At 73.0% G+C, this 20304-nt stretch carries 18 protein-coding genes; 9 read left to right on the top strand and 9 right to left on the bottom strand.

The window, feature by feature from the left end; translation table 11 throughout:
- Complete coding sequence (locus ABD879_RS11295) at positions 1-1545, bottom strand: serine/threonine-protein kinase (protein WP_345020254.1); 1545 nt, start codon at positions 1543-1545, stop codon at positions 1-3.
- Between the two features lie 164 nt (positions 1546-1709).
- Entirely contained in the window at positions 1710-3293 is a 1584-nt protein-coding gene (locus ABD879_RS11290; protein ID WP_345020252.1) for an acyl-CoA synthetase, read from the bottom strand.
- A 333-nt stretch (positions 3294-3626) separates the two neighbouring features.
- On the opposite strand from ABD879_RS11290, the gene sigE reads away from it, so the two are divergent.
- Together sigE and ABD879_RS11280 are read left to right on the top strand one after the other, a co-directional pair.
- Entirely contained in the window at positions 3627-4172 is a 546-nt protein-coding gene (gene sigE, locus ABD879_RS11285) for an RNA polymerase sigma factor SigE (protein ID WP_378272674.1), read from the top strand.
- A gap of 197 nt (positions 4173-4369) precedes the next feature.
- Positions 4370-4921 (top strand): YceI family protein, encoded by a 552-nt coding sequence (locus ABD879_RS11280; protein WP_345020249.1) that lies wholly within the window; start codon positions 4370-4372, stop codon positions 4919-4921.
- A gap of 24 nt (positions 4922-4945) precedes the next feature.
- On the opposite strand, the gene ABD879_RS11275 is transcribed toward ABD879_RS11280, so the two are convergent.
- On the bottom strand, positions 4946-6340 hold the full coding sequence (locus ABD879_RS11275; RefSeq protein WP_345020248.1) for a sensor histidine kinase: 1395 nt from the start codon (positions 6338-6340) through the stop codon (positions 4946-4948).
- A 333-nt stretch (positions 6341-6673) separates the two neighbouring features.
- Here ABD879_RS11275 and ABD879_RS11270 point away from each other — a divergent pair, with 333 nt between their 5' ends.
- From ABD879_RS11270 to ABD879_RS11260, 3 genes are all read left to right on the top strand, one after another.
- Positions 6674-8155, top strand: a complete 1482-nt coding sequence (locus ABD879_RS11270) for a glutamate-cysteine ligase family protein (protein ID WP_345020246.1) — start codon at positions 6674-6676, stop codon at positions 8153-8155.
- Between the two features lie 70 nt (positions 8156-8225).
- A complete protein-coding gene (locus tag ABD879_RS11265; protein WP_345020244.1) occupies positions 8226-8921 on the top strand; it encodes a response regulator transcription factor in 696 nt (231 codons plus the stop codon).
- Positions 8918-9991 carry a HAMP domain-containing sensor histidine kinase gene (locus tag ABD879_RS11260; protein ID WP_345020242.1) on the top strand — a complete coding sequence of 358 codons (1074 nt, stop codon included), beginning with the start codon at positions 8918-8920 and terminating at the stop codon, positions 9989-9991. The genes ABD879_RS11265 and ABD879_RS11260 overlap by 4 nt, the downstream gene beginning before the upstream one ends.
- 27 nt (positions 9992-10018) lie before the next feature.
- On the opposite strand, the gene ABD879_RS11255 is transcribed toward ABD879_RS11260, so the two are convergent.
- Positions 10019-11293 carry a PucR family transcriptional regulator gene (locus ABD879_RS11255; RefSeq protein ID WP_345020240.1) on the bottom strand — a complete coding sequence of 425 codons (1275 nt, stop codon included), beginning with the start codon at positions 11291-11293 and terminating at the stop codon, positions 10019-10021.
- A gap of 332 nt (positions 11294-11625) precedes the next feature.
- Between ABD879_RS11255 and qcrB the strand changes: the two genes are divergently transcribed.
- Positions 11626-13272 (top strand): cytochrome bc1 complex cytochrome b subunit, encoded by a 1647-nt coding sequence (gene qcrB / locus ABD879_RS11250; RefSeq protein WP_345020238.1) that lies wholly within the window; start codon positions 11626-11628, stop codon positions 13270-13272.
- On the opposite strand, the gene ABD879_RS11245 is transcribed toward qcrB, so the two are convergent.
- Positions 13269-14285, bottom strand: a complete 1017-nt coding sequence (locus ABD879_RS11245; RefSeq protein ID WP_345020352.1) for an aldo/keto reductase — start codon at positions 14283-14285, stop codon at positions 13269-13271. The two genes, qcrB and ABD879_RS11245, sit on opposite strands and share 4 nt — an antisense overlap.
- Before the next feature lie 153 nt (positions 14286-14438).
- Between ABD879_RS11245 and ABD879_RS11240 the strand changes: the two genes are divergently transcribed.
- From ABD879_RS11240 to ABD879_RS11230, 3 genes are all read left to right on the top strand, one after another.
- Positions 14439-15284, top strand: a complete 846-nt coding sequence (locus ABD879_RS11240; RefSeq protein ID WP_345020236.1) for a helix-turn-helix transcriptional regulator — start codon at positions 14439-14441, stop codon at positions 15282-15284.
- 70 nt (positions 15285-15354) lie between these two features.
- Entirely contained in the window at positions 15355-16338 is a 984-nt protein-coding gene (locus ABD879_RS11235; RefSeq protein ID WP_345020233.1) for a TIGR04222 domain-containing membrane protein, read from the top strand.
- Between the two features lie 91 nt (positions 16339-16429).
- The gene (locus ABD879_RS11230) at positions 16430-17539 is read left to right on the top strand and encodes a winged helix DNA-binding domain-containing protein (protein WP_345020231.1); all 1110 of its coding nucleotides are present in this window, start codon (positions 16430-16432) and stop codon (positions 17537-17539) included.
- On the opposite strand, the gene ABD879_RS11225 is transcribed toward ABD879_RS11230, so the two are convergent.
- The 4 genes from ABD879_RS11225 to ABD879_RS11210 all read right to left on the bottom strand — a co-directional run bounded on the left by ABD879_RS11225 (position 17533) and on the right by ABD879_RS11210 (position 20159).
- A complete protein-coding gene (locus ABD879_RS11225) occupies positions 17533-18681 on the bottom strand; it encodes a protein-L-isoaspartate O-methyltransferase family protein (RefSeq protein WP_345020229.1) in 1149 nt (382 codons plus the stop codon). The genes ABD879_RS11230 and ABD879_RS11225 overlap by 7 nt on opposite strands.
- Before the next feature lie 169 nt (positions 18682-18850).
- On the bottom strand, positions 18851-19417 hold the full coding sequence (locus ABD879_RS11220; protein ID WP_345020227.1) for a hypothetical protein: 567 nt from the start codon (positions 19415-19417) through the stop codon (positions 18851-18853).
- Positions 19396-19716: a hypothetical protein gene (locus ABD879_RS11215; RefSeq protein ID WP_345020224.1), complete on the bottom strand. Its 321-nt coding sequence runs from the start codon at positions 19714-19716 to the stop codon at positions 19396-19398. The genes ABD879_RS11220 and ABD879_RS11215 overlap by 22 nt, the downstream gene beginning before the upstream one ends.
- Positions 19717-19802: 86 nt before the next feature.
- Positions 19803-20159 (bottom strand): hypothetical protein, encoded by a 357-nt coding sequence (locus ABD879_RS11210; protein ID WP_345020222.1) that lies wholly within the window; start codon positions 20157-20159, stop codon positions 19803-19805.
- Positions 20160-20304: the final 145 nt, after the last annotated feature.

Here is a 20304-nt window from a genome sequence, read left to right as displayed (position 1 = left end):
TCACTCCGTCTGGAACGTTCTGAGGATGTCTCCGTAGAGGCGCCGGCTCGGCGCCCAATGCGCGGCGGGGGCGAAGAAGGAGAACTCGAAACCGGCCGTGCGGGTGCGCAGCACGTGCACGGCGTCCGTCCTCCCCCAGGTGAACTCCCATTCCGCGGCCTGCCCGGCGACGTCACGTGCCTTTCCCAGGCGAAGCCTGCGGTAGCCGGGGAACTCGTCCGCCGCAAGGGCCAGACGTTCCGCGGCACGCAGACCGCTGAGCGGCTCCCCGGTAACGGGGGTGATGGTCAGGCCGCGTTGGGCGTGGGGGTCGAACCATTGCACGGCGGCCCCGTCGCGTTGGCGCTTCCATGCCTCGGGCACCGCGAGGCTGTATCCGTCGCTCTCGTGATAGCGCACGGTGCGCGGCGGGGTCTCGACCGGCGCGGCCCCCCGGAAGGGCGCCACGGGCGCCACAGGCGCAGCGGCGGTGTCGTGCCCGGCCATCACGGCGGCGTCGGTCTTCACGGCGGCGTCGGTCTTCACGGCGGCGTCGGTCTTCTCCACGGTGTGCCACCGGGTCGCCAGCACGCCCAGCGTCACCATCGCGACCGCGCAGGCCGTCACCAGCCCGATGCGCGGCCGGGTGCCGAGGACGGCGGCGGCGCCTCTGGCGGCCAGCGTCCTGCGCAGGGCGGCCCACAGGTTCCTTCCCACGCGCAACGTCACCGCGTCTCCGTCCGGGCTGCGCGCGCATCGCAGCAGCCATGCCGTCTCCGCCGGGGAGAGGCGCTCCTCCGGGTCCTGCCGCAGCAGTCCTTCGATGACGGGTGTCAGCGGGCCGGCGCGCCGGGGCGGCTCGTACTCGCCCAGCAGGACCGCCACCATGGACGCCAGCGCGTGGCAGCGCAGGAACGGCGAGTCCCCTTCGACCGCCGCGTACAGCGTCGCGCCCAGCGACCACATGTCCGACGCCTCGGTACCGCGGTCCCCCCGCACCCGCTCGGGCGACAGGTACGCGGGCGACCCCTGGATGCCCGACACCAGCGTGTCGGCGTCGCGGCCCCCCTGCAGATAGACGGCCAGGCCGAAGTCGGCGAGCAGGATGCGGCCGTCGTCGCACAGCAGCACGTTGCTGGGCTTGACGTCGCAGTGCAGGATGCCGGCGTCGTGCGCGGCGCGCAGCACCGACAGCACGGCGTAGCCGACCTCGGCGGCGCGGCGCGGGCTGAGCGGCCCGTCCTCGGCGATGACGTGGTGCAGCGACCGGGCCCGCAGGTACTCCATGATGATCCAGGGGCGGCCGTCCTCGATGACGACGTCGTGCACCACGACCACCCCGGGATGGCGCAGTGCCGCGGTGGCGCGCGCCTCGTCGATGAGCCGCCGGCACAGCACGCGGCGTTCGCCGAGCGTCAGCCCCTCGGGCAGCCGCACCTCCTTGACGGCCACGTCCCGGTCGAGCATCTCGTCGTAGGCGCGCCACACCGTGCCCATGCCGCCCCGGCCCAGCACCGAGAGCAGGTGATACCGCTGCGCGAGCGGAATCCACCGATCTCCCCCCATGGGGTGGTTATGCGCGCGAACCGCACCAAGGCATTCCCCCCGCGCCGGAAGGATTTTTTGACCGGTGTCCTACCCGGAGAACCGCCGCCATTGCCGATATCATTGCCGTCCCTTACAACGGACGATCCACGCAAATGCGACATACAAGGCGGCGGTCCGAACGGCTAGGAAGCCTTGTCGGCGAGTACGCTCCGCGCCCACTTGTAGTCCGATTTGCCGACGGCGGTGCGCCGCACCTCGTCCACCAGCGTGAGGCTGCGCGGCAGCTTGTACCCGGCCAGGCGGCCCCGGCAGTGCTCGGTCAGCTCCTCCAGCGTGGGCGCGGCGCCCGGACGCGGCGCGACCACCGCCGCCACCCGCTGCCCGAACCGCTCGTCCGGCACCCCCACCACCACCGCGTCGTACACGTCGGGGTGGTCCTTCAGCGCGACCTCGACCTCCTCCGGGTACACCTTCTCGCCGCCGGTGTTGATGACGAGCGAGCCGCGGCCGAGCAGCGTGATGGTGCCGTCCTCCTCCAGCACCGCGTAGTCGCCCGGCACCGACCAGCGCACGCCGTCGGGGTCGGTGTGGAAGGTCTCCGCGGTCTTCTTCGGGTCGTTGTAGTAGCCGAGCGGGATGTGGCCGCTGCGCGCCAGCCTGCCGACCTCGCCCGGCCGCACGGGCCGCAGGTCGTCGCCGAGCACGGTGATCCCCGGCTTCATCTGGAACCGGGCGGTGCCCTCCTTGGACTCCACCGACGGCCCGCACGCGCCGGTCTCGGACGCGCCGTAGTTGTCGAGGAACACGATGTTCGGCAGGTGCGCGGTGAGCTCCTGCCGGGCGGCCTCGGTCAGCGGCGCGCCGCCGGAGGCGATCGCGAACAGCGCGGAGGTGTCATGGCGACCGGTGGCCAGTTCCCGCGCGATGGGGCGCGCCATCACATCGCCGACGACCATCAGCACGTTGGCCTGCTCCTCGGCGAGCATCCGCAGCGCCAGTTCCGGGTCGAAGGCGTGGTCGGTGTAGAGCACGACCTTGGCGCCGAAGAACAGCCCCATGAGCGCCACCCACTGCCCGGCGCCGTGCATGACGGGCGCGCAGACCAGCACGGCCATGGGCGGCTGCTCGGCGTTGGCGGCGAGCTCCTCGGGGCTGCCGACGGGGTCGCCCAGGACGTTGCCGCCGCCGAGCGCGCCGTAGAAGATGTCCTCGCAGCGCCACTCGACGCCCTTGGGGTGGCCGGTGGTGCCGCCGGTGTACATGATGTAGCGGTCGTCGCTGGACCGTTCGGGGAAGTCGATCTCGGGCGCGTCCGCCAGGGCCTGCTCGTACTCCACGGCGCCGGGCACCTCGTCGGCGGAGCCGTCCTCCAGCACCACCACGTGCCGCAGGTCGGGCAGGTCGGCGCGGATCTCCTCGACGCGGGCCAGCAGGGAGCGCTCCCCGATCAGCGCGACGGACCGGGAGTCGGCGAGCACGTGCCGCAGCTCGCCCGCGACGTACCGGTAGTTCACCGGGATCGGCACGGCGCTGATCTTGAAGGCGCCGAACATGCTCTCCAGCCATTCGGCCCGGTTGTAGGACAGGATCGCCACGTGCTCGCCGGGCCGCACCCCCGCCGCCGCCAGGTGCCGGCCGACGCGGGACGCCCGTTCGTCCAGTTCGCCGTAGGTGAGGCGGGCGCGTCCCGCCACCAGGGCCGGGCGGTCCGGCCCCGCCTGCGCCAGGATTTCGAGCAGATCGGCCAGGTTGTAGCTGCGCGCCATGGCACTACCTCGCGGACTCGGGGGTGGACGAGCTCCAGTGCCTCGATCATCGCCAGCGGCACCGGGACGCTCAATACTTGCTGACAACTCGTCCAATGACATCGGTCACAGGCCGCGCCGCGCCATCGGCCTCCGGGCGGGATGTACGATCCGTCACACCGGCGTCCGCGGCGTTCCGCATCCCGCCTCGTCAACGCCCCAGCTCAGCAGGCCCGCACGCGCGCTGCCGCATCCGGCCACCCCCGGCGTCCTTACGCGGCTCTTATCCGGGCATCGGCATTCTTGACCGTAACGATTTGGCATCAGACGGGGGTAGTGGTGAGCGCAGGCGCGATGGCTTGGACGCCTCCGACGTGGGAGGAGATCGTCAACGAGCACTCCACGCGGGTGTTCCGGCTGGCGTACCGGCTGACCGGCAACCGGCACGACGCCGAGGACCTGACCCAGGACGTGTTCGTGCGGGTCTTCCGGTCGCTGTCCTCCTACACCCCCGGCACGTTCGAGGGCTGGCTGCACCGCATCACGACCAACCTGTTCCTCGACCGCGCCCGCCGCAGGCAGCGCATCCGCTTCGACTCGCTCGGCGACGACGCGGCCGAGCGGCTGCAGGGCCGCGAGCCCAGCCCCGCCCAGTCCTACGACGAGCGGCACCTGGACGCCGACATCCAGAAGGCGCTGGACGCGCTGCCCCCCGAGTACCGCGCCGCCGTGGTGCTGTGCGACATCGAGGGCCTGACGTACGAGGAGATCGCCGTCACCCTGGGCGTGAAGATCGGCACCGTCCGCAGCCGCATCCACCGGGGCCGCGCCCAGCTGCGCGCCGCCCTGGAGCACCGCCGTCCCGCCGACGCCTCCGTCCCCGCCGTCACCTCCTCCTGATCCGCTCCCGGCCGGGGCGCGCGGTCAGCACACGGCGGGCACGAGGGGCATCACGCCGCGGGAGGGTGTACGCAGGGGCGCCCTGCCGGGCACGGGTGAGATGGCGGCAGAGGGCACCGGCATCGTTTGACAGCGCTTGAAGGCTCAACTAATCTCGGCCACGGTCGTTGAATCTTCAAGCATTAGGGGAGTCCGCCATGGGCAGCATCGCCACCGTCGCCCCCGGCCTGACCGCCGGGACCTGGAACATCGACCCCGCCCACTCCGAGGTCACCTTCAGCATCCGGCACCTGATGACCAAGGTGCGCGGCAGCTTCACCGAGTTCTCCGGTGCCATCCAGATCGCCGAGGAGCTGGCCGACTCCACCGCCACCGCCGAGATCAAGGTGGCCTCGCTGGACACCCGCAACGCCGACCGCGACGCGCACGTGCGCTCCTCCGACGTGCTGGACGTCGAGAACCACCCGACGATGACGTTCGCCACCAAGGGCGTGCGGGCCGAGGACGGCGAGTACCTGCTCGACGGCGACCTGACCATCCGCGGCGTCACCCGTCCCGTCACCCTGAAGGTCGAGTTCCACGGCGTCGGCGAGGACCCCTGGGGCGGCACCCGCGCCGGCTTCTCCGCCACCACCACGATCAACCGCAAGGACTGGGGCATCGAGTTCAACGTGCCGCTGAAGGGCGAGGGCGCGCTGCTCGGCGACAAGGTGGACATCCAGCTGGAGGTCCAGGCCGTCCGCGCCTGACCCGGACCGCCACCGCCGGCCTTCTCAGGGCCGTCCGCGCTCCGCGGGCGGCCCTGACTCCGTTTCGGCGGGCCGGCCCGGGTCCAGCGGCATGCGCAGGGCGAAGCGGGCGCCGCGCGGCCAGTCCTCCACGCGCAGCGACCCGCCGTGCGCCTGGGCGATCTCGCGGGCGATCGCCAGCCCGAGGCCGGTGCCGCCGGCGCCGCGGCTGCGGGCGCTGTCCAGCCGGGTGAACCGCTCGAAGATCCGTTCGCGGTCGACGTCGGGGATGCCCGAGCCGTCGTCGGTGACCCGCAGCAGCGCCGTCGTCCCCCTGCGGGCCACCTCCACGTGCACGCGGGACGCGGCGTAGCGCTCGGCGTTGTCCAGCAGGTTGCCCAGCAGCCGCTCCAGCTGCATCCGCACGCCGCGCACCCGCACGTCCGGCGCCAGGTCGGAGGTGACCTCCAGCCGCGAGGAGCGCCGGGCCAGCTCGGCGGCGGCCAGCTCGGCCAGGTCGATGGTCTCCTGGGCGGCGCCGCCGGTGCCGATCCGGGCGAGCAGCAGCAGATCGGTGACGATCGTCTGGAGCCGGTCGATGTCGCGCAGCGCCGACCGGATCGCCTGCCGCATGTCGGTGTCGTCGGGGTGCATCGCCGCGTCCTCCAGGTTGGCCCGCAGGCCGGCGAGCGGAGTGCGCAGCTCGTGCGAGGCGTCGGAGGCGAACTGGCGCTGCCGGGTCACCGCGCGCTCCAGCCGGTCGAGCGTGCCGTTGGCGGTGCGGGCCAGCTCGGCGATCTCGTCCTGGCCGGGCGGCTGCGGCACCCGGCGGCTCAGGTCGGTGGCGCTGATCTCGGCGAGCTGGAGGCGGATCTGCTCGACCGGGCGCAGGGTGCGGCCGACGATCCGCCAGGTGATCCAGGCGGCCGCCGCGGTCAGCGCCAGCACGGCCGCGGCGAGCCCCGCCTCCAGCAGCCCGTTGACCAGGTAGCCGGGCAGCTGCCGGGCCGCGTACACCACCACCGACTCCGGCGAGGTGTCCACCCGGATCGCCTCGACGACCATGCAGCGCGGCAGCCGGGGGTCGCCCGGGCACTGCACCATGTCCTGGACGCGCTGGTCGGGCGGCGGCCAGGTCTGGCTCAGCCGCGGATAGCGGGCGGCCGCCTTGGTGGCGCCCAGGACGTTGCCGCCGGGCGCGACCACCTGGATCAGCACCCGGCCGCCGGTCTCGTCCGGCACCTGGCCGACCAGCGTCCCGTCGCGCACCATGGCGCTGATGCGGCGCCCGGCCAGCTGGGTCTCCTGCAGCAGCCGGTTCTCGGTGGAGGCGCGCAGCACCAGGTCCATGCCGACGGCGACCAGCCCGAACGCCATGGCGGCGAGCACGGCGGCGACGAGCGTGTCGCGTGCCCGAATCGACCTGGGCCGCAGCCGCATGAAGCTCCCCTTGATCACCGCGCCGCGGACGGCCCGTCCTCCTTGCGGACGCGTCCCACTACAGAGTGTCACGAACCTCCGGATCCGCGTCCGGCACTCGCCCAACGTACCGCCGCGGGTCCGGGCGGCCCCGCCGGGCCCGGCGCGCACGCCAGGGCACTGACCAGGGTCAATACCCACAGGAGCCGGAAAACCGCTCCGCCGGGCGCTAGTGGCGCGCCAGAACGGGCACCCCCATCCAATACGCCTTATTCCAGTTCAGATGGTTTCACGAGCGGCCATATCGGACATCCGCATGTTGGACACGCCGAGCGACACCTAGGGCGGACACACATGGGCAGGGACGTGGCAGCGGCCAGGATCAGCGGCGAGGACCGGCGCCGGTACCGGGAGAAGGTGCGGCGCTGTCTGGACGTGTTGGCGCGCATGCTGGGCGAGTCGCAGTTCGAGTTCGAACGCCCGCACATCGGAATGGAGATCGAGCTCAACCTGATCGACGGCTGCGGCGATCCGCAGATGCGCAACGCCGACGTGCTCAAGGCCATCGCCGACCCGGCCTGGGCCACCGAGCTGGGCCAGTTCAACCTCGAGATCAACATCCCGCCGCGGACGCTGGGCGGCACCGGCACCGGCGAGCTGGAGAACGAGGTGCTCGGCCATCTGGAGCACGCCGACGCGCGCGCCCACGAGGTCGGCGCCGGGCTGGTGATGATCGGCATCCTGCCCACGCTGCGCCGCTCGGACATCGGCGAGGAGTCGATGTCGGCCAACGACCGCTACAAGATGCTCAACGACCAGATCTTCGCGGCCCGCGGCGAGGAGATGCGCATCGATATCGACGGGCCCGAGCCGCTGCGCATGCACGCCGACTGCATCCTGCCGGAGGCGGCGTGCACCAGCGTGCAGTTCCACCTGCAGGTCAGCCCGGAGCAGTTCGGCGCCTACTGGAACGCGGCGCAGGCCATCGCCGGCCCGCAGGTGGCGCTGGCGGCCAACTCCCCCTTCCTGTTCGGGCACCGGCTGTGGGACGAGACCCGCATCACGCTGTTCGAGCAGGCCACCGACACCCGGCCGGAGGAGCTGAAGGCGCAGGGCGTGCGGCCGCGGGTGTGGTTCGGCGAACGCTGGATCACCTCGGTGTTCGACCTGTTCGAGGAGAACACCCGCTACTTCCCCGCGCTGCTGCCGCTGTGCGACGAGGAGGACCCCCTCGACGTGCTGGAGCGCGGCGGCATCCCCCAGCTCGGCGAGCTGATGCTGCACAACGGGACGGTCTACCGCTGGAACCGCCCGGTGTACGCGGTGGTCGACGGCAGACCGCACCTGCGGGTGGAGAACCGGGTGCTGCCCGCCGGCCCCACGGTCGCCGACGTGATCGCCAACGGCGCGTTCTACTACGGCCTGGTGCGGATGCTGGCCGAGGAGGAGCGCCCCGTGTGGACGCGCATGTCGTTCGGCACGGCCGAGGAGAACCTGCACCGCGCCGCCCGCCGCGGCTTGGACGCCCGCCTGTACTGGCCCGGCATGGGCGAGGTCCACGCGAGCGACCTGGTGCTGCGCCGGCTGCTGCCGCTGGCGTACGAGGGCCTGGACCGGTGGGGCGTCGACCCGGCCCGCCGCGACCGCCTGCTCGGCATCATCGAGCAGCGCTGCCTGACCCGGCGCACCGGCGCGCGCTGGCAGGTCGAGACCGTCCGCGCGCTGGAGGAGCGCAACGGCGCCGCGCGGCCCGAGGCGCTGCGCGCGATGGTCCGCGACTACGTGGAGGCGATGCGCTCCAACGAGCCCGTCCACACCTGGCCGGTCGCAGCCTGACCGCAATCCATACATAATCCACACATTTCACCCGCGACCGCACACCCGGTCCGCTCCTAGAGTGCGGAGCGTGAACCGACAGCGGATCCTCGTCGTGGAGGACGAGCCGACGATCGCGCGGGCCGTCGCGGACCGGCTGACCGCCGAGGGGTTCGCCGTGGACATCGCGGTGGACGGCCCCTCGGCGGTCGAGCAGGCCCGCACCGGCCGGCCCGACCTGATCGTCCTGGACCTGATGCTGCCCGGCTTCGACGGCCTGGAGGTGTGCCGCCGCGTCCAGGCGGAGCGGCCGGTGCCGGTGCTCATGCTCACCGCCCGCGACGACGAGACCGACCTGCTCGTCGGGCTGGGCGTGGGCGCCGACGACTACATCACCAAGCCGTTCAGCATGCGGGTGCTGGTGGCGCGCATCCGGGCCGTGCTGCGCCGGGTCGGCCGGTCGGGGGACGACCCGGCGCGGCACGACATCCTGCGCGTCGGCCCGCTGGAGGTGGACCGGCGGTCGCGGCGCGTGCGGGTGGACGGCCGCGAGGTGCACCTGACGCCCACCGAGTTCGACCTGCTGGTGTGCCTGGCCCGCAACGAGCGGACGGTGCTGACCCGCGCCGTCCTGCTGGAGCAGGTGTGGGACTGGGCGGGCGCGGGCGGCACCCGCGTCGTCGACGGGCACGTCAAGGCGCTGCGCCGCAAGCTGGGCGCCGGGCTCATCCGCACGGTGCACGGCGTCGGCTACGCGCTGGAGGCGCCCGCGGAGGGGCGGCCGTGAGCGCGCTGGAGGGGCTGCGGGCCCGGCTGCCGCGCCCCCTCGACCCGCTGCGCTCCATCAAGATCAAGTTCGGGGTGGTGGCGGTGGTGACCGCGTGCACCGCCATCCTGATCGTGGTGTGGGGGTACGCGCTGGGCTTCCGCACCCGGCACACCCTGCCGGTCGGCATGCTGATCTCGCTGGGCGTCACCCAGCTCATCGCGCACGGCATGACCTCCCCGCTGCGCGAGATGACGGCGGCGGCGCGGGCGATGGCGCGCGGCGACTACAGCCGCCGGGTGCGGGCCACGTCCCGCGACGAGGTGGGCGAGCTGGCCACCGCGTTCAACACGATGGCCGCCGACCTGGCCGAGGCGGACCGGCAGCGGCGCGAGTTCGTCGCCAACGTCTCGCACGAGCTGCGCACGCCGATCAGCGCCCTGCACGCGGTGCTGGAGAACGTCGCCGACGGCGTCACCCCCGCCACCCCCGAGGTGCTGGAGTCGGCGCTGGAGCAGACCGAGCGGCTGGGCCGCCTGGTCACCCAGCTGCTCGACCTGTCGCGGGTGGACGCGGGGGCCGCCGCCCTGGACCTCGCCGAGTTCGACGTCGCCGCGTTCGTGGCCGACGTGGCGGCCGAGGCGGAGGCGGGCCACCCGGGCGTGCGCGTCGACACCGACGTGCCGGCCGGCCTGCGGGCGCTGGCCGACCGGGACCGGCTGCACCAGGTGCTGGCCAACCTGCTGGACAACGCCGCCCGGCACGGCCCGCCCGGACGGCCCGTCGCGGTCACCGCGCGGCCGGGCGGCGACGGCGGGCTGGTGCTGGAGGTGGCGGACGAGGGGCCCGGCATCCCGCCCAGCGAGCGCGCCCGCGTCTTCGAGCGCTTCTCGCGCGGCGCCGGCTCCTACGGGGGGCAGGTCGGCGCCCGGGACGGCGGCACCGGGCTGGGCCTGGCCATCGCCCGCTGGGCGGTCGAGCTGCACGGCGGCGACATCCACGTCGTCGACACCGCGCGCGGCTGCCGGATCCGCGTGGCGATCCCCGCCGACCCCGCCGCGGCGGCCGAGGCGGGCAGCGGCCGTGTCTAGCGGGGGCGCGGCCGGCGGGGGCCGCGGCTAGCGGCGGAAGGTGACGACCTCGGCGGACTCGCCGACCGCCTCCTTGGCCGCCGGGAGCAGCGTGCGGCCCGCCCCGTCCGCCAGCAGCGCCCGCGCCCGCAGCACGATCTCCAGGTCGAACCGCAGGTCCGGGTCGAGCAGCTGGTCGCCGAACAGCTCCTCAAGCTGCCGCAGCCGGTAGCGCACCGTCTGCGGGTGGACGTGCAGCCGCATCGCGACCTCGTTGGCGTTGCGGCCGGACTGCAGCCACGCCAGCAGCGTCTCGGCCAGCCGGTCCTGCTGGCCGGCGCGCAGGTGCGCCAGCGGCGCCAGCCGCAGCCGGGCCAGCGACATGATCAGTTCCTCGTCCTGGAACAGGATCAGCGTGGACATGTGCTCGACGCTGCGCACCACGCCGTCGGCCTCGATCACGCCGCGTTCCACGAGGTTGAGCGTCTTGCGGGCCCAGTGGAACGAGCGGGCCGCCTCGGTCACCGGCACCGTCGGGCCCACCACGGCCAGCGAGCCGCTGAGCGCCCGGTCCACCAGCTTGGCCCGGCCCGGCCCGTCCGGGTCGGGGATGATCAGGCTGGGCGTGCGCCGCTCCAGGTCGGCCAGGATGTCGGGCGGCAGCGCCGACTGCCGCGACTTCCCACCGGTCCGGCCGAGCGCCACCGCGGCGACGGTGCGCGGCACCGGCCAGTGCGCGGCGGCGGCCAGGTCGGCGATCGCCTCCAGGGTGGCGGGCGGGTCGGCGAACATCAGGTCGATCAGGCGCTTGCGGCGCCGCTGCATCTCCCCGGCCACCGCCGCCTGGGCCTGCGCGTAGCCTTCGGCGGCGGCCGCGGCCAGCTCGTCCTGGAACAGCATCACGGCCTCGCCGACCGCGCCCAGTGTGCGCGGGGACACGCCCAGGTGCTCGGCGCCCTCGGCCAGGCGCCGCCAGGCCACCACGCCGCCGACCCGCATCGCGGACTGCATGGCGTCCAGGCTGCGGCCCTCCCCGGCCTCGCCGCGGCCGATGGCGCGGAAGAAGTCGGTGACCTGCGCGGCCTCGTGCCCGGGGTCGGCCACCCGGTCGACGAAGTAGTGCAGGACCCGCTCGACCGCCAGCCGCAGGGTGCCCGAGTAGGCCCCGTCGCCGGGCCGGTCGTACTCGCGCACCCGGGTGCGGATCTCCTCGATCATGTCGTCGGCGACCTCGTCCAGGTGGGGCCGCATGTGCTCGGCGAGCTCCCGTGGCAGGTCGGCCCAGGGGCGTCCGTGAGCAGCGGTGGACCCGTCGTCGGCCACGATGTGCCTCCCCGTCGTCCGCGCCCCTCCGTTACCTTCCGGACACGAGGGGCAATTACTCACTTACGCGACCCGTGTGGTGCAAATCATGTCCTGCTGGACACCCGTCCGCCAAGCACCGGTCAGGGTTCGACCAATTTCGGCCAAGCGAAATATGGGTTTGTTACATGGACACCGGGTGTGGGCGCATGCTGTCCCAACGGGGGCGTTCCGTCCGCCTCCAGGGGTAGTTGCCACGTTGGTCAGAACCGGGGCGTGTCACCCGGACCAGGGCACGCCGTCCGGTCGTACGCGACAGGCGGCCGGGGCCGCCGGATGCGGGGAGGTCGGCCGTGCCCACGCCACCCAGACCCACCGGGACCGAGAAGGCGCTGGCCGCGACGGGCCGGGCCGTCGACGACCGCTTCGGCGGCGCCGGGTTCGGCCGCAAGGCGATGCGCAAGGCGTTCCCCGACCACTGGAGCTTCCTGCTGGGCGAGATCGCGCTGTACTCGTTCGCGATCGTCCTGATCACCGGGGTCTACCTGACCCTCTTCTTCAAGCCCAGCATGTCCGAAACCGTGTACAACGGCTCGTACGTACCGCTGCGCGGCGTGCGGATGAGCGAGGCGTACGCCTCCACCCTGCACATCAGCTTCGACGTGCGCGGCGGACTGCTCATGCGGCAGATCCACCACTGGTCGACGCTGATCTTCCTCGGCGCGATCGTCGTCCACATGCTGCGCAACTTCTTCACCGGCGCGTTCCGCAAGCCCCGCGAGCTGAACTGGGTCATCGGCGTGATCCTGTTCATGCTCGTCATGCTGAACGGGCTGTTCGGCTACTCGCTGCCCGACGACCTGCTGTCGGGCACCGGGATCCGGATCCTGGAGGGCGTGATCGAGGCGATCCCGCTGGTCGGCTCCTACCTGCTGATGTTCGTGTTCGGCGGCGAGTTCCCCGGCACCGAGATCATTCCCCGGCTGTACGTCACCCACATCCTGCTGATCCCGGGCATCCTGCTGGCGCTCATCCCGCTGCACGGCGTCGTGCTGACCTGGCGGCAGACCCACACCCAGTTCCCGGGCAAGGGCAGCACCAACACCACCGTGCAGGGCGGCCCGTTCTTCCCGGTGTTCATCGCCAAGACCACCGCGTTCTTCCTGTGGGTGTTCGCGATCACGGCGCTGATGGCCACGTTCTTCCAGATCAACCCGATCTGGCTGTTCGGCCCGTACGACCCCGGCGCGATCAGCGCCGGCTCGCAGCCCGACTGGTACATGGGCTTCCTGGAGGGCTCGCTGCGGATCATGCCGTCCTGGGAGATCAACGCATGGGGCCACACGCTGCCGATGAGCGTGCTGATCCCCGCGCTGGCCATCCCCGGGCTGCTGTTCGTCGGCCTGGCGGTCTACCCGTGGCTGGAACGCTGGGTCACCGGCGACCACCAGATCCACCACCTGCTCGACCGGCCCCGCGACGTCCCGGCGCGCACCGGCATCGGCATGGCCGGCGTGGTGGCCTACGGCTCGCTGTGGCTGGCCGGCGCCAACGACATCATCGCCAAGACCTTCGACATCCCGCTGTTCTGGACGACCTGGTTCTTCCGGTTCGCCTTCCTGCTCGGCCCGATCGCGGCGTTCTCGATCACCTACCGGATCTGCCTCGGCCTGCAGCGCCGCGACCGCGCCCTCCTCGAACACGGTTTGGAGACCGGCATCATCCGCCGTTCGACGACCGGCAAGTACACCGAGATCGAGCAGAAGCTCTCCGACGAGGACCTCGCCGCCATCACCGACCCGCGTCCGCCCGCCGCCCTGCCCATCGGCCGCCCGGAAGGCGACGGCGTCGTGTCGCCCGAGGCCCGCGGGCGCCTGAGCCGGGTCCGCATCGCGCTCAACCGCCGCTTCCGGAGCGACCTGGCGCCCGTCCCGACCCGCGAGCCCGAGGAGGGCGCCCCCGGCCTGCGCCGCACCCTCAAGGAACACGAGAAGCGCTAGCCGCCTCGGCGCGCCCCGCCCTCCCGATGGGCGCGGCCGTCCAGGAGGGGGCCGCGGTCGCCGAAGATCCAGGGGCGGGGGCCGGTGTTGAGGTCGGTCGGGTAGCCCGGGTCGAACTCCACCGCCGCGTCCAGGCGGGCGACGGCGTCCGCCGGCAGGGTGACGCCGAGGGCGCCCAGGTCGTCGCGGAGCTGCGCGGCGTCGCGGGCGCCGATGATGGGGTGCACGGCCGGCGAGCGGGTGCGGACCCAGGCGATCGCGACCTGCGATGCGGTGACGCCCAGCTCCTCGGCCACCTGCCGGACGGCGCGTGCGGCCTTGTGGTCGCGTTCGGTGAGCGAGGCGGGGTCGAGCCTGCCGCCGGACGGGGCACGTCCGGTGTACTTGCCCGACAGCACACCGTGGGCCAGCGCGCCGTAGGTGGCGACGCTCATGCCGTACGCCTCGGCCATCGGCAGCAGTTCCCGTTCGATGTCGCGTTTGAGCAGGCTGTAGGGGACCTGGATGCCCGCGAACGGGGTCCAGTCGCGCCATTCGGCGAGGGTGTTCGCGCGGGAGACGAGCCACGCGGGCAGGTTGGACGCGCCGACGTACAGCACCTTCCCGGCGCGGACGGCGTCGTCCAGCGCGCGCATGGTCTCCTCGATCGGGGTGTGCTCGTCCCAGGCGTGCACCCAGAACAGGTCGATGTAGTCGGTGCGCAGCCGCCGCAGGCTCGCCTCGAGGGACCGGGTGAGGTTCTTGCGGTGGCCGCCGCCCGCGTTGGGGTCCCGGGCGTCGCGGGTCAGCGTGAACTTGGTGGCCAGCACGAACCGGTCGCGGCGGTGCCCCAGGAGGCGCCCGAGCACCTCCTCGCTGTCGCCGTACGCCGAGGCGGTGTCGATGACGTTGCCGCCCGCGTCCGCGTACAGCCCGATCATCTCGTCCGCCTCGTCCGGCCCGGCGAAGGCCATGGCGCCCAGGAACAGCTCCGAGACGCGCAGCCCGGTCGGCCCGAACAGCCGGTCGCGCATCACGCCGCGTCCCCCGGCGGCGCCCGTGTCGATCTCGTCGGCGGTGGAGGTCATGCGTCCACTGTGCGCGGGCGGGCCGGGCGCGGGGAGGCCGGGCCGAGGCTGGCCCCGGCAGGGCCAGGATGCGGCGGCGCGGTCCGTACACTCGGCGCCGTGAGCGACAACGAGCTGGGCGCGTTCCTGCGCAGCCGCCGGGAGGCCGTCACCCCGGGCGAGGTGGGGCTGCCCGCCGGGCCGCGCCGCCGCACGTCCGGACTCCGGCGCGCCGAGCTGGCCACCCTCTCCGGGGTGAGCGTCGATTACCTGACGCGGCTGGAACAGGGCCGCGACCGGCACCCGTCGCCGCAGATCCTGGCCGCGCTCGCCGACGCGCTGCGGTTGTCCGTCGACGAGCGCGTGCAGCTCCGCGACCTGGCCAAGGCGGCCTCCGGCGTCGACGCCCTGTGCCCCGGGTCCGTGCCGCCCGAACGGCGGGTGCGGCCCACGATGCGGGCGCTGCTGGACCGGCTGGACTCCACCCCGGCGGTGCTGCTCAACCGGCTCGGCGACATCCTGGCCCACACGTCCTCCTACGAGCGCCTCGCCGGGCCCATCGGCCTGCTGGACGGCGGGCCGCCGAACCAGCTCCGGTTCGTGTTCACCGACCAGCGGGCCCGCGCCGCCTACCCCGACTGGGACCGCGTCGCCGACGAGCGGGTCGCCGCCCTGCGGGCCGGTTCCTCCCCGAACGACCCGTACTTCGCCCACCTCGTCGACGAGCTGACCGTCCTGGCCGGAGCGCCCTTCACCCGGCGGTTGCAGGCCCCGCCGACCCCTCCGCGCCGCACCGGCGTCGAACGCCTCGTCCACCCCGAGGCGGGGGAGCTGCGGCTGTCCTACGAGACGCTCGACTCCGAGGGGCAGCGCCTGGTCGTCCACCTCCCCGCCGACGACGCCACCTCCGCCGCCCTGGACCATCTCGCCCACCGCCCCGGTGCCCTGCACGCGGTAAGGGGCTAGCGTCTTGGCCAGAACCGGCGGCCGCGCCGTCGCGTCTACCCAGATGCGCAACGCCTGACGGGAGGGTGCCATGCCGCTGCCACAAGGCCACCTGTGGGGTGTCTCCGACTTCACCTTCCTGAAGGTCGCCGCGATCCTGGGCGTGCTGTCCGTCGTGGTCGCGGGCGTCGTGCGCTTCAGACTGCGGCGCGGCCACCCGCCGACGCGGCCGCTGCACCCGTACGAGGTCGCCTACCTCACCGGCGGCGGCCGCCACGCCATCGCGGCGGTGCTGCTCTCGCTGCGTCTGGACGGCGCCATCCGGGCCGACCACCCCGGCGGCGACCTGCGCGTCACCGGCGAGCGGCGGTCGGCGAACACGCCGCTGGACGAAATCGTGCACGAGGCCATCCGCAGCCGCGAGGCCCGGACGGTGGCGGGGGTGACCGCGCATGAGGCCGTCCAGGAGGCGATCAAGGGCCTGCGCGACGGCCTGGTCCGGCAGGGCATGATCATGGACGAGCGGGGCCGCCGCCTGGCCCGGCTCGCCGCCGTGCCGGTGTTCCTGGTGTGCGGCGTCAGCATGGCCCGCCTGGCCTGGTACATAGCCGAGCACAAGTGGTTCGACGGCCCCTCCGTCCCGTTCGGCGGGGTCTTGGCCGTGCCGCTGGTCATCGCGCTGCTGGTCGTGTACGCCCTGGTGCAGGGTGGCACCGAGAAGACCCGCGCCGTCAAGGCCGCCCTGAACGACACCCGGCAGCGGCACGGCCACCTGGACCCGCGCGTGTTCCCCGCCTGGTCCACCTACGGAACCCCCGCGGCCGCCATGGGCGTGGCCCTGTTCGGCACAGCCGCCCTGATGAGCATCGACCCGATGTTCTCGCAGGCCGCAGGGCTGGGACGGCTCATGCAGATGGCGGGGGCGGCGTCGTCGTCGGGCGGCATCGGCTACTCGGGACCGTCGTGCTCGTCCTCCGCGTCGGTCTGCTCGTCCAGCGGCTGCAGCGGCGGCAGTTCCTGCGGCAGCTCCTGCGGCAGCAGCTGCGGATCGTCCTGCGGCAGCGGCGGCAGCTGACAACCTGTCCGCGCGCGAGAAGCGGTCATTTTCTGACCGCTTCTCCTGCGACTCTGGTCGCCGAGGTGAACCGAGCCCCCGAGGAGCCGCCATGCCCGCCGGTGCGACCGTCCTCGACACCCGTGCGCTCAACCGCGCGACGCTCGCCCGGCAACTGCTGCTCGACCGCGCCGACCTGCCGGTGCCGGACGCCGTCGCGCACCTGTGCGGCCTGCAGGCGCAGGAACCGCAGGAACCGTTCGTCGGGCTGTGGTCGCGATTGCGCGCCTTCGACCCGGCGGCGCTGTCGGACCTGCTGACCGGGCGGCGCGTGGTGCGCACCCACCTCATGCGCCGGACCGTCCACCTGGTCACCGCCGACGACGCGCTCGCCTGGCGGGCCCGGCACGACCCCATGCTGCGCCGGCGGGTGCTCGGGGTCTACCGCCGCGAACTCAACGGGATCGACCTGGACGAGCTCGCGGCGGCGGGACGGGCGGTGATGGCCGACGGCGAGCCCCGCACGACGGCCGAGCTCACGCGGACGCTCGCCGACCGCCGGCCCGCGCTGCGGCCGCGGGTGCTGGGCGAACTCCTGGTCACCGCCCTCCTCCCGACGGTGCAGACGCCGCCGCGCGGGCTGTGGCGCGCGAAAGGCGGCGTGCGCAGCGTGCTGCTGTCGTCCTGGCTGGGACGCGAGATCGATCCCCCGGCCCCGGACGGCACCGACCCCGTCGGGCAGACGCTGGTGCGGCGCTACCTGGCCGCGTACGGGCCCGCCGCCACGGCCGACCTGCGCGCCTGGTGCGGACTGGCCGGGCTGCCGGCGGCGGTGGCGGCGATACGGGACGAGCTGGTCTCCTTCCGCGACGAACGCGGCCGGGAGCTGCTGGATCTGCCCGACGCGCCGCGTCCCGACCCCGACACGCCCGCCCCGGTGCGGTTCCTGCCCGCGTTCGACAACGCGATCCTCGGCTACCACGACCGGGGCCGGATCATCGACGACGCCCACCGCGGCCTGTCGGTCGCCGGGGCCCGCGTCGTCCTGGTCGACGGCCGCGTCTCCGCCACCTGGACCGTCACGGCCGACACCGTGACCGTCACGCCGCTGCGCCGCCTCACCCGGGCCGAGCACGCCGCCGTCGCCGAACAGGGGAGCGAGCTGGCGGCGTTCCTCTCCGACGGCGACAGCGACCGCGTGGAGATCGCCGCGCCTCAGTGAGCGATGGGGTTGCCGGGGTCGTCCAGCCAGACCTGCTGCCCGTCCGGGGTCACCGTGAGGCCGAAGCGTTCGAGATCGGGGCGTCCCCAGCGGATCCACTGGAAGTAGGCGGCCTCGGCCTCGTCCCACAGGCGCCGGTCGCCGGCCTGCTCCACGGCGAACTCGTCCTCGCCGGGGACGTAGTCCACCGAGGCCCAGGAACCTCCGGGGCCGGTGGCCTCCAGCAGCCACAGGGTGGCCTCGCCCGTGGGTTCGGGGTCGTACACCAGGTCGGCGCGCACGCCCGGGACGAGGGCGGACATGGCGGCCTCCAGCCCGCCGCCGGGGGTGTGCCAGAGCAACCGGGGGTCCAGGCGTGTGGTGGACGCCGCGGCGTCTTTGACCGCGGCGACCCACTCGCCCATGGGGGTGGTGCGGTGGCCCTGTTGGGACCGCAGCATCATGAACCCGGCCGCCCCGGCGAGACGTCCGGTCGCCACCCCGTCGGGAAGCACGTCGAGGCGGACCCGGTACCCGTAGGAGAAGTCCGGCATCCAGGGGAACACCAGGGCGCCGCCCGGACGGGTCTGCCGCACCCACGCGTAGGGCAATTCGGTGACGCCGCACGTCACGTGCACGAGATCGAACATTTCCTGTTCGGGGAGGCAGGTGACGGCGTCTCCGGTGATCAGGGTCGGGCGGACACCGAGCGCCTCCAGGTTCGCCGCCGCCTGCCGGGCCGCCTGCTCGTCGATCTCCACGGAAACCACGTTGTGGGCGCCGACCCGTTCGCTCAGCAGGGCGGCGGTCCAGCCCGTGCCCGTTCCGACGTCCAGCGTCCGTTGACCGCCGATCGGGTGCAGCAGTTCCAGGAAGGGCAGCACGATGTTCGGCGCCGACAGCGACGAGACGGGAGCGCGCGGCTCGTCGTCGCCGAACCGGGTGAGGATGGCCGCGCCGGGGTCGTACACCGCCTGCCACCAGCCCGCGGGGTCCTCCCGGACGTCGATCTTGTGCCGCGGACCGCCGAGCGGCGCGGCCCACGCCACCGGCGGGGCGAACAGGTGCCGGGGAACCGCGTGGAGTACGGCGCGCCAGGAGTCGTCCGCCAGATCGCCCCGAGCGACGAGCTGATCGACCAACGCGTCGATTCGTGCGTCCACGTCCATCACTTACCTCGTTTCCCGCTTCCTTTGCCGGGGTCCGCCGGTGGAATCGGGCGCCCCTTCTGCTGGCCGTCGCCCTGGCTCTCCTTCTGGTCCTTGTCCTCGTGCTTTCCCATCGTCATCCTCCTTGCCGTCGCACTTCTCCGCCACCGCTCCCCGGCGGCTTTTACCTGCGTTGCGTTCCTGCGCCCACCAGCGCACGCCACCATTTCAGGACGGTCCTGCGCCGCACGCCGCGCGGCGTCATCCACACCCTGGCCTCCCCCGCCCCGGCCTCGATGCGCCTGATCGCGTACGCGCCGCCGACCGTGACGAGCTCGTACGACACCGGGCCGCACAACGAGCATGTGGACTCCAGCACCCGCGCCCGCTCCGGCGCCCACATCCGGTACCAGTGCATTTTCAGGGCCCGCACGCGCATCGGATGGACATGGATTCCACCGCACGCCCCCGTGACGCCCCGCCGCCCCTTTCCGGCGCCTCCCCTCCGCACCTGCGGACGATCATTCATCGACGGCCCGCCCATTCTCCGGATATGCGCGATCCAGGCGGCGGGCTGCTCCGGGTCATCGGCCTCCAGCAGCCGATACAGCGGCGGCGGCAAATAGGCCCAATAGCTCCCCGTGGCGTTCCCGTACCAGGTGAGCACGCCGGTGCCCGCGAACCTCCTCTGGACGTCCTCCGCCAGCGCGTGGCACACCGCGTCGCGGCTCATCGCGAGCAGGCCTTCCACAACGCCCTGTCGATGAGAGCGGCCGTCTCCTCCACGTCGGTGACCGACCCGACCGCCCAGCCGCCCTCCCATCGGAACCGGCCACCGTTGCAGGTGACGACCTTCTCCCGCCCGTCGGGCGCACGCACCGTCAGGCAGCCGCCGCACACCCGGGTCTGACGTCCCCGCTTGCCCAACGCCCGCGCCAGACGTCGCAGCAGGATCTCGGCGTCACCACGGGCGATGATCTCCAGCGCCGCCCGCAGCGCCTCGAAGGTCGCCGCCCGCACCTGCGTGACCGCCAGCGCGGAAAGCCGCAAGCCATCCGCTCTTTCGGCCGACCACCCGTCGCCGTCATGGGTGATGAGCCACCCGGGAAAGTCCCGCCGCAGCGAGCCCGCGCCGTTCACTCGCCGACCTCGCGCAGCACGTACATGACACGCTCCGCGACCCCCGCCACCTCACCCACCGCCCCGATGCCCTGCCCCCACGGCCACCGGAACACCTCCCCGTCACAGACGACGTCGTCGTTGAGCCGGGGTTGCTTCGGGTTCCTCACGCGCAGCGCGACCCGGCGGTCGGTCCTGCGGATGTCTGCCTTCCAGCCACGACTGATCAGCTCGTGGCGCAACTCCTCAAGGTGGGCCACTGCGTCGTGCACAACCCCCGGCAGCTGTGGCATCTCGGCGAACGTGTCCACCAGCCGGGGCGGTATCTCCTCCGCCATCGCCGGTCCAACCGACTGGACGAACTCAGACTCCACCGGCAGTCCTCCTCTTTCTGATCGCTTGATCCGCCCGCCCTGACAGCCGACCCGACGTGATCGACTGCCGCTTCTACTGCGGGCCCGAATCACTGAACTGTTTCCATCCTCATTGGGCCTGGTGGTGGAGGGTGAGGATCGCCTG

This window comes from Actinomadura keratinilytica, assembly GCF_039539665.1.
GTDB lineage: Bacteria > Actinomycetota > Actinomycetes > Streptosporangiales > Streptosporangiaceae > Spirillospora > Spirillospora keratinilytica.
The sequence above is the reverse complement of the archived record's forward strand: the minus strand, read 5'-3'. Positions and strand labels throughout refer to the sequence as shown.

Coding starts and splice junctions, on each gene's coding strand:
- ABD879_RS11295 (WP_345020254.1), bottom strand. CDS start 1,545: ATGGGGGGAGATCGGTGGATTCCGCTCGCGCAGCGGTATCACCTGCTC.
- ABD879_RS11290 (WP_345020252.1), bottom strand. CDS start 3,293: ATGGCGCGCAGCTACAACCTGGCCGATCTGCTCGAAATCCTGGCGCAG.
- sigE (WP_378272674.1), top strand. CDS start 3,627: ATGGCTTGGACGCCTCCGACGTGGGAGGAGATCGTCAACGAGCACTCC.
- ABD879_RS11280 (WP_345020249.1), top strand. CDS start 4,370: ATGGGCAGCATCGCCACCGTCGCCCCCGGCCTGACCGCCGGGACCTGG.
- ABD879_RS11275 (WP_345020248.1), bottom strand. CDS start 6,340: ATGCGGCTGCGGCCCAGGTCGATTCGGGCACGCGACACGCTCGTCGCC.
- ABD879_RS11270 (WP_345020246.1), top strand. CDS start 6,674: ATGGGCAGGGACGTGGCAGCGGCCAGGATCAGCGGCGAGGACCGGCGC.
- ABD879_RS11245 (WP_345020352.1), bottom strand. CDS start 14,285: ATGCGCGACCGGCTGTTCGGGCCGACCGGGCTGCGCGTCTCGGAGCTG.
- ABD879_RS11235 (WP_345020233.1), top strand. CDS start 15,355: ATGCCGCTGCCACAAGGCCACCTGTGGGGTGTCTCCGACTTCACCTTC.
- ABD879_RS11230 (WP_345020231.1), top strand. CDS start 16,430: ATGCCCGCCGGTGCGACCGTCCTCGACACCCGTGCGCTCAACCGCGCG.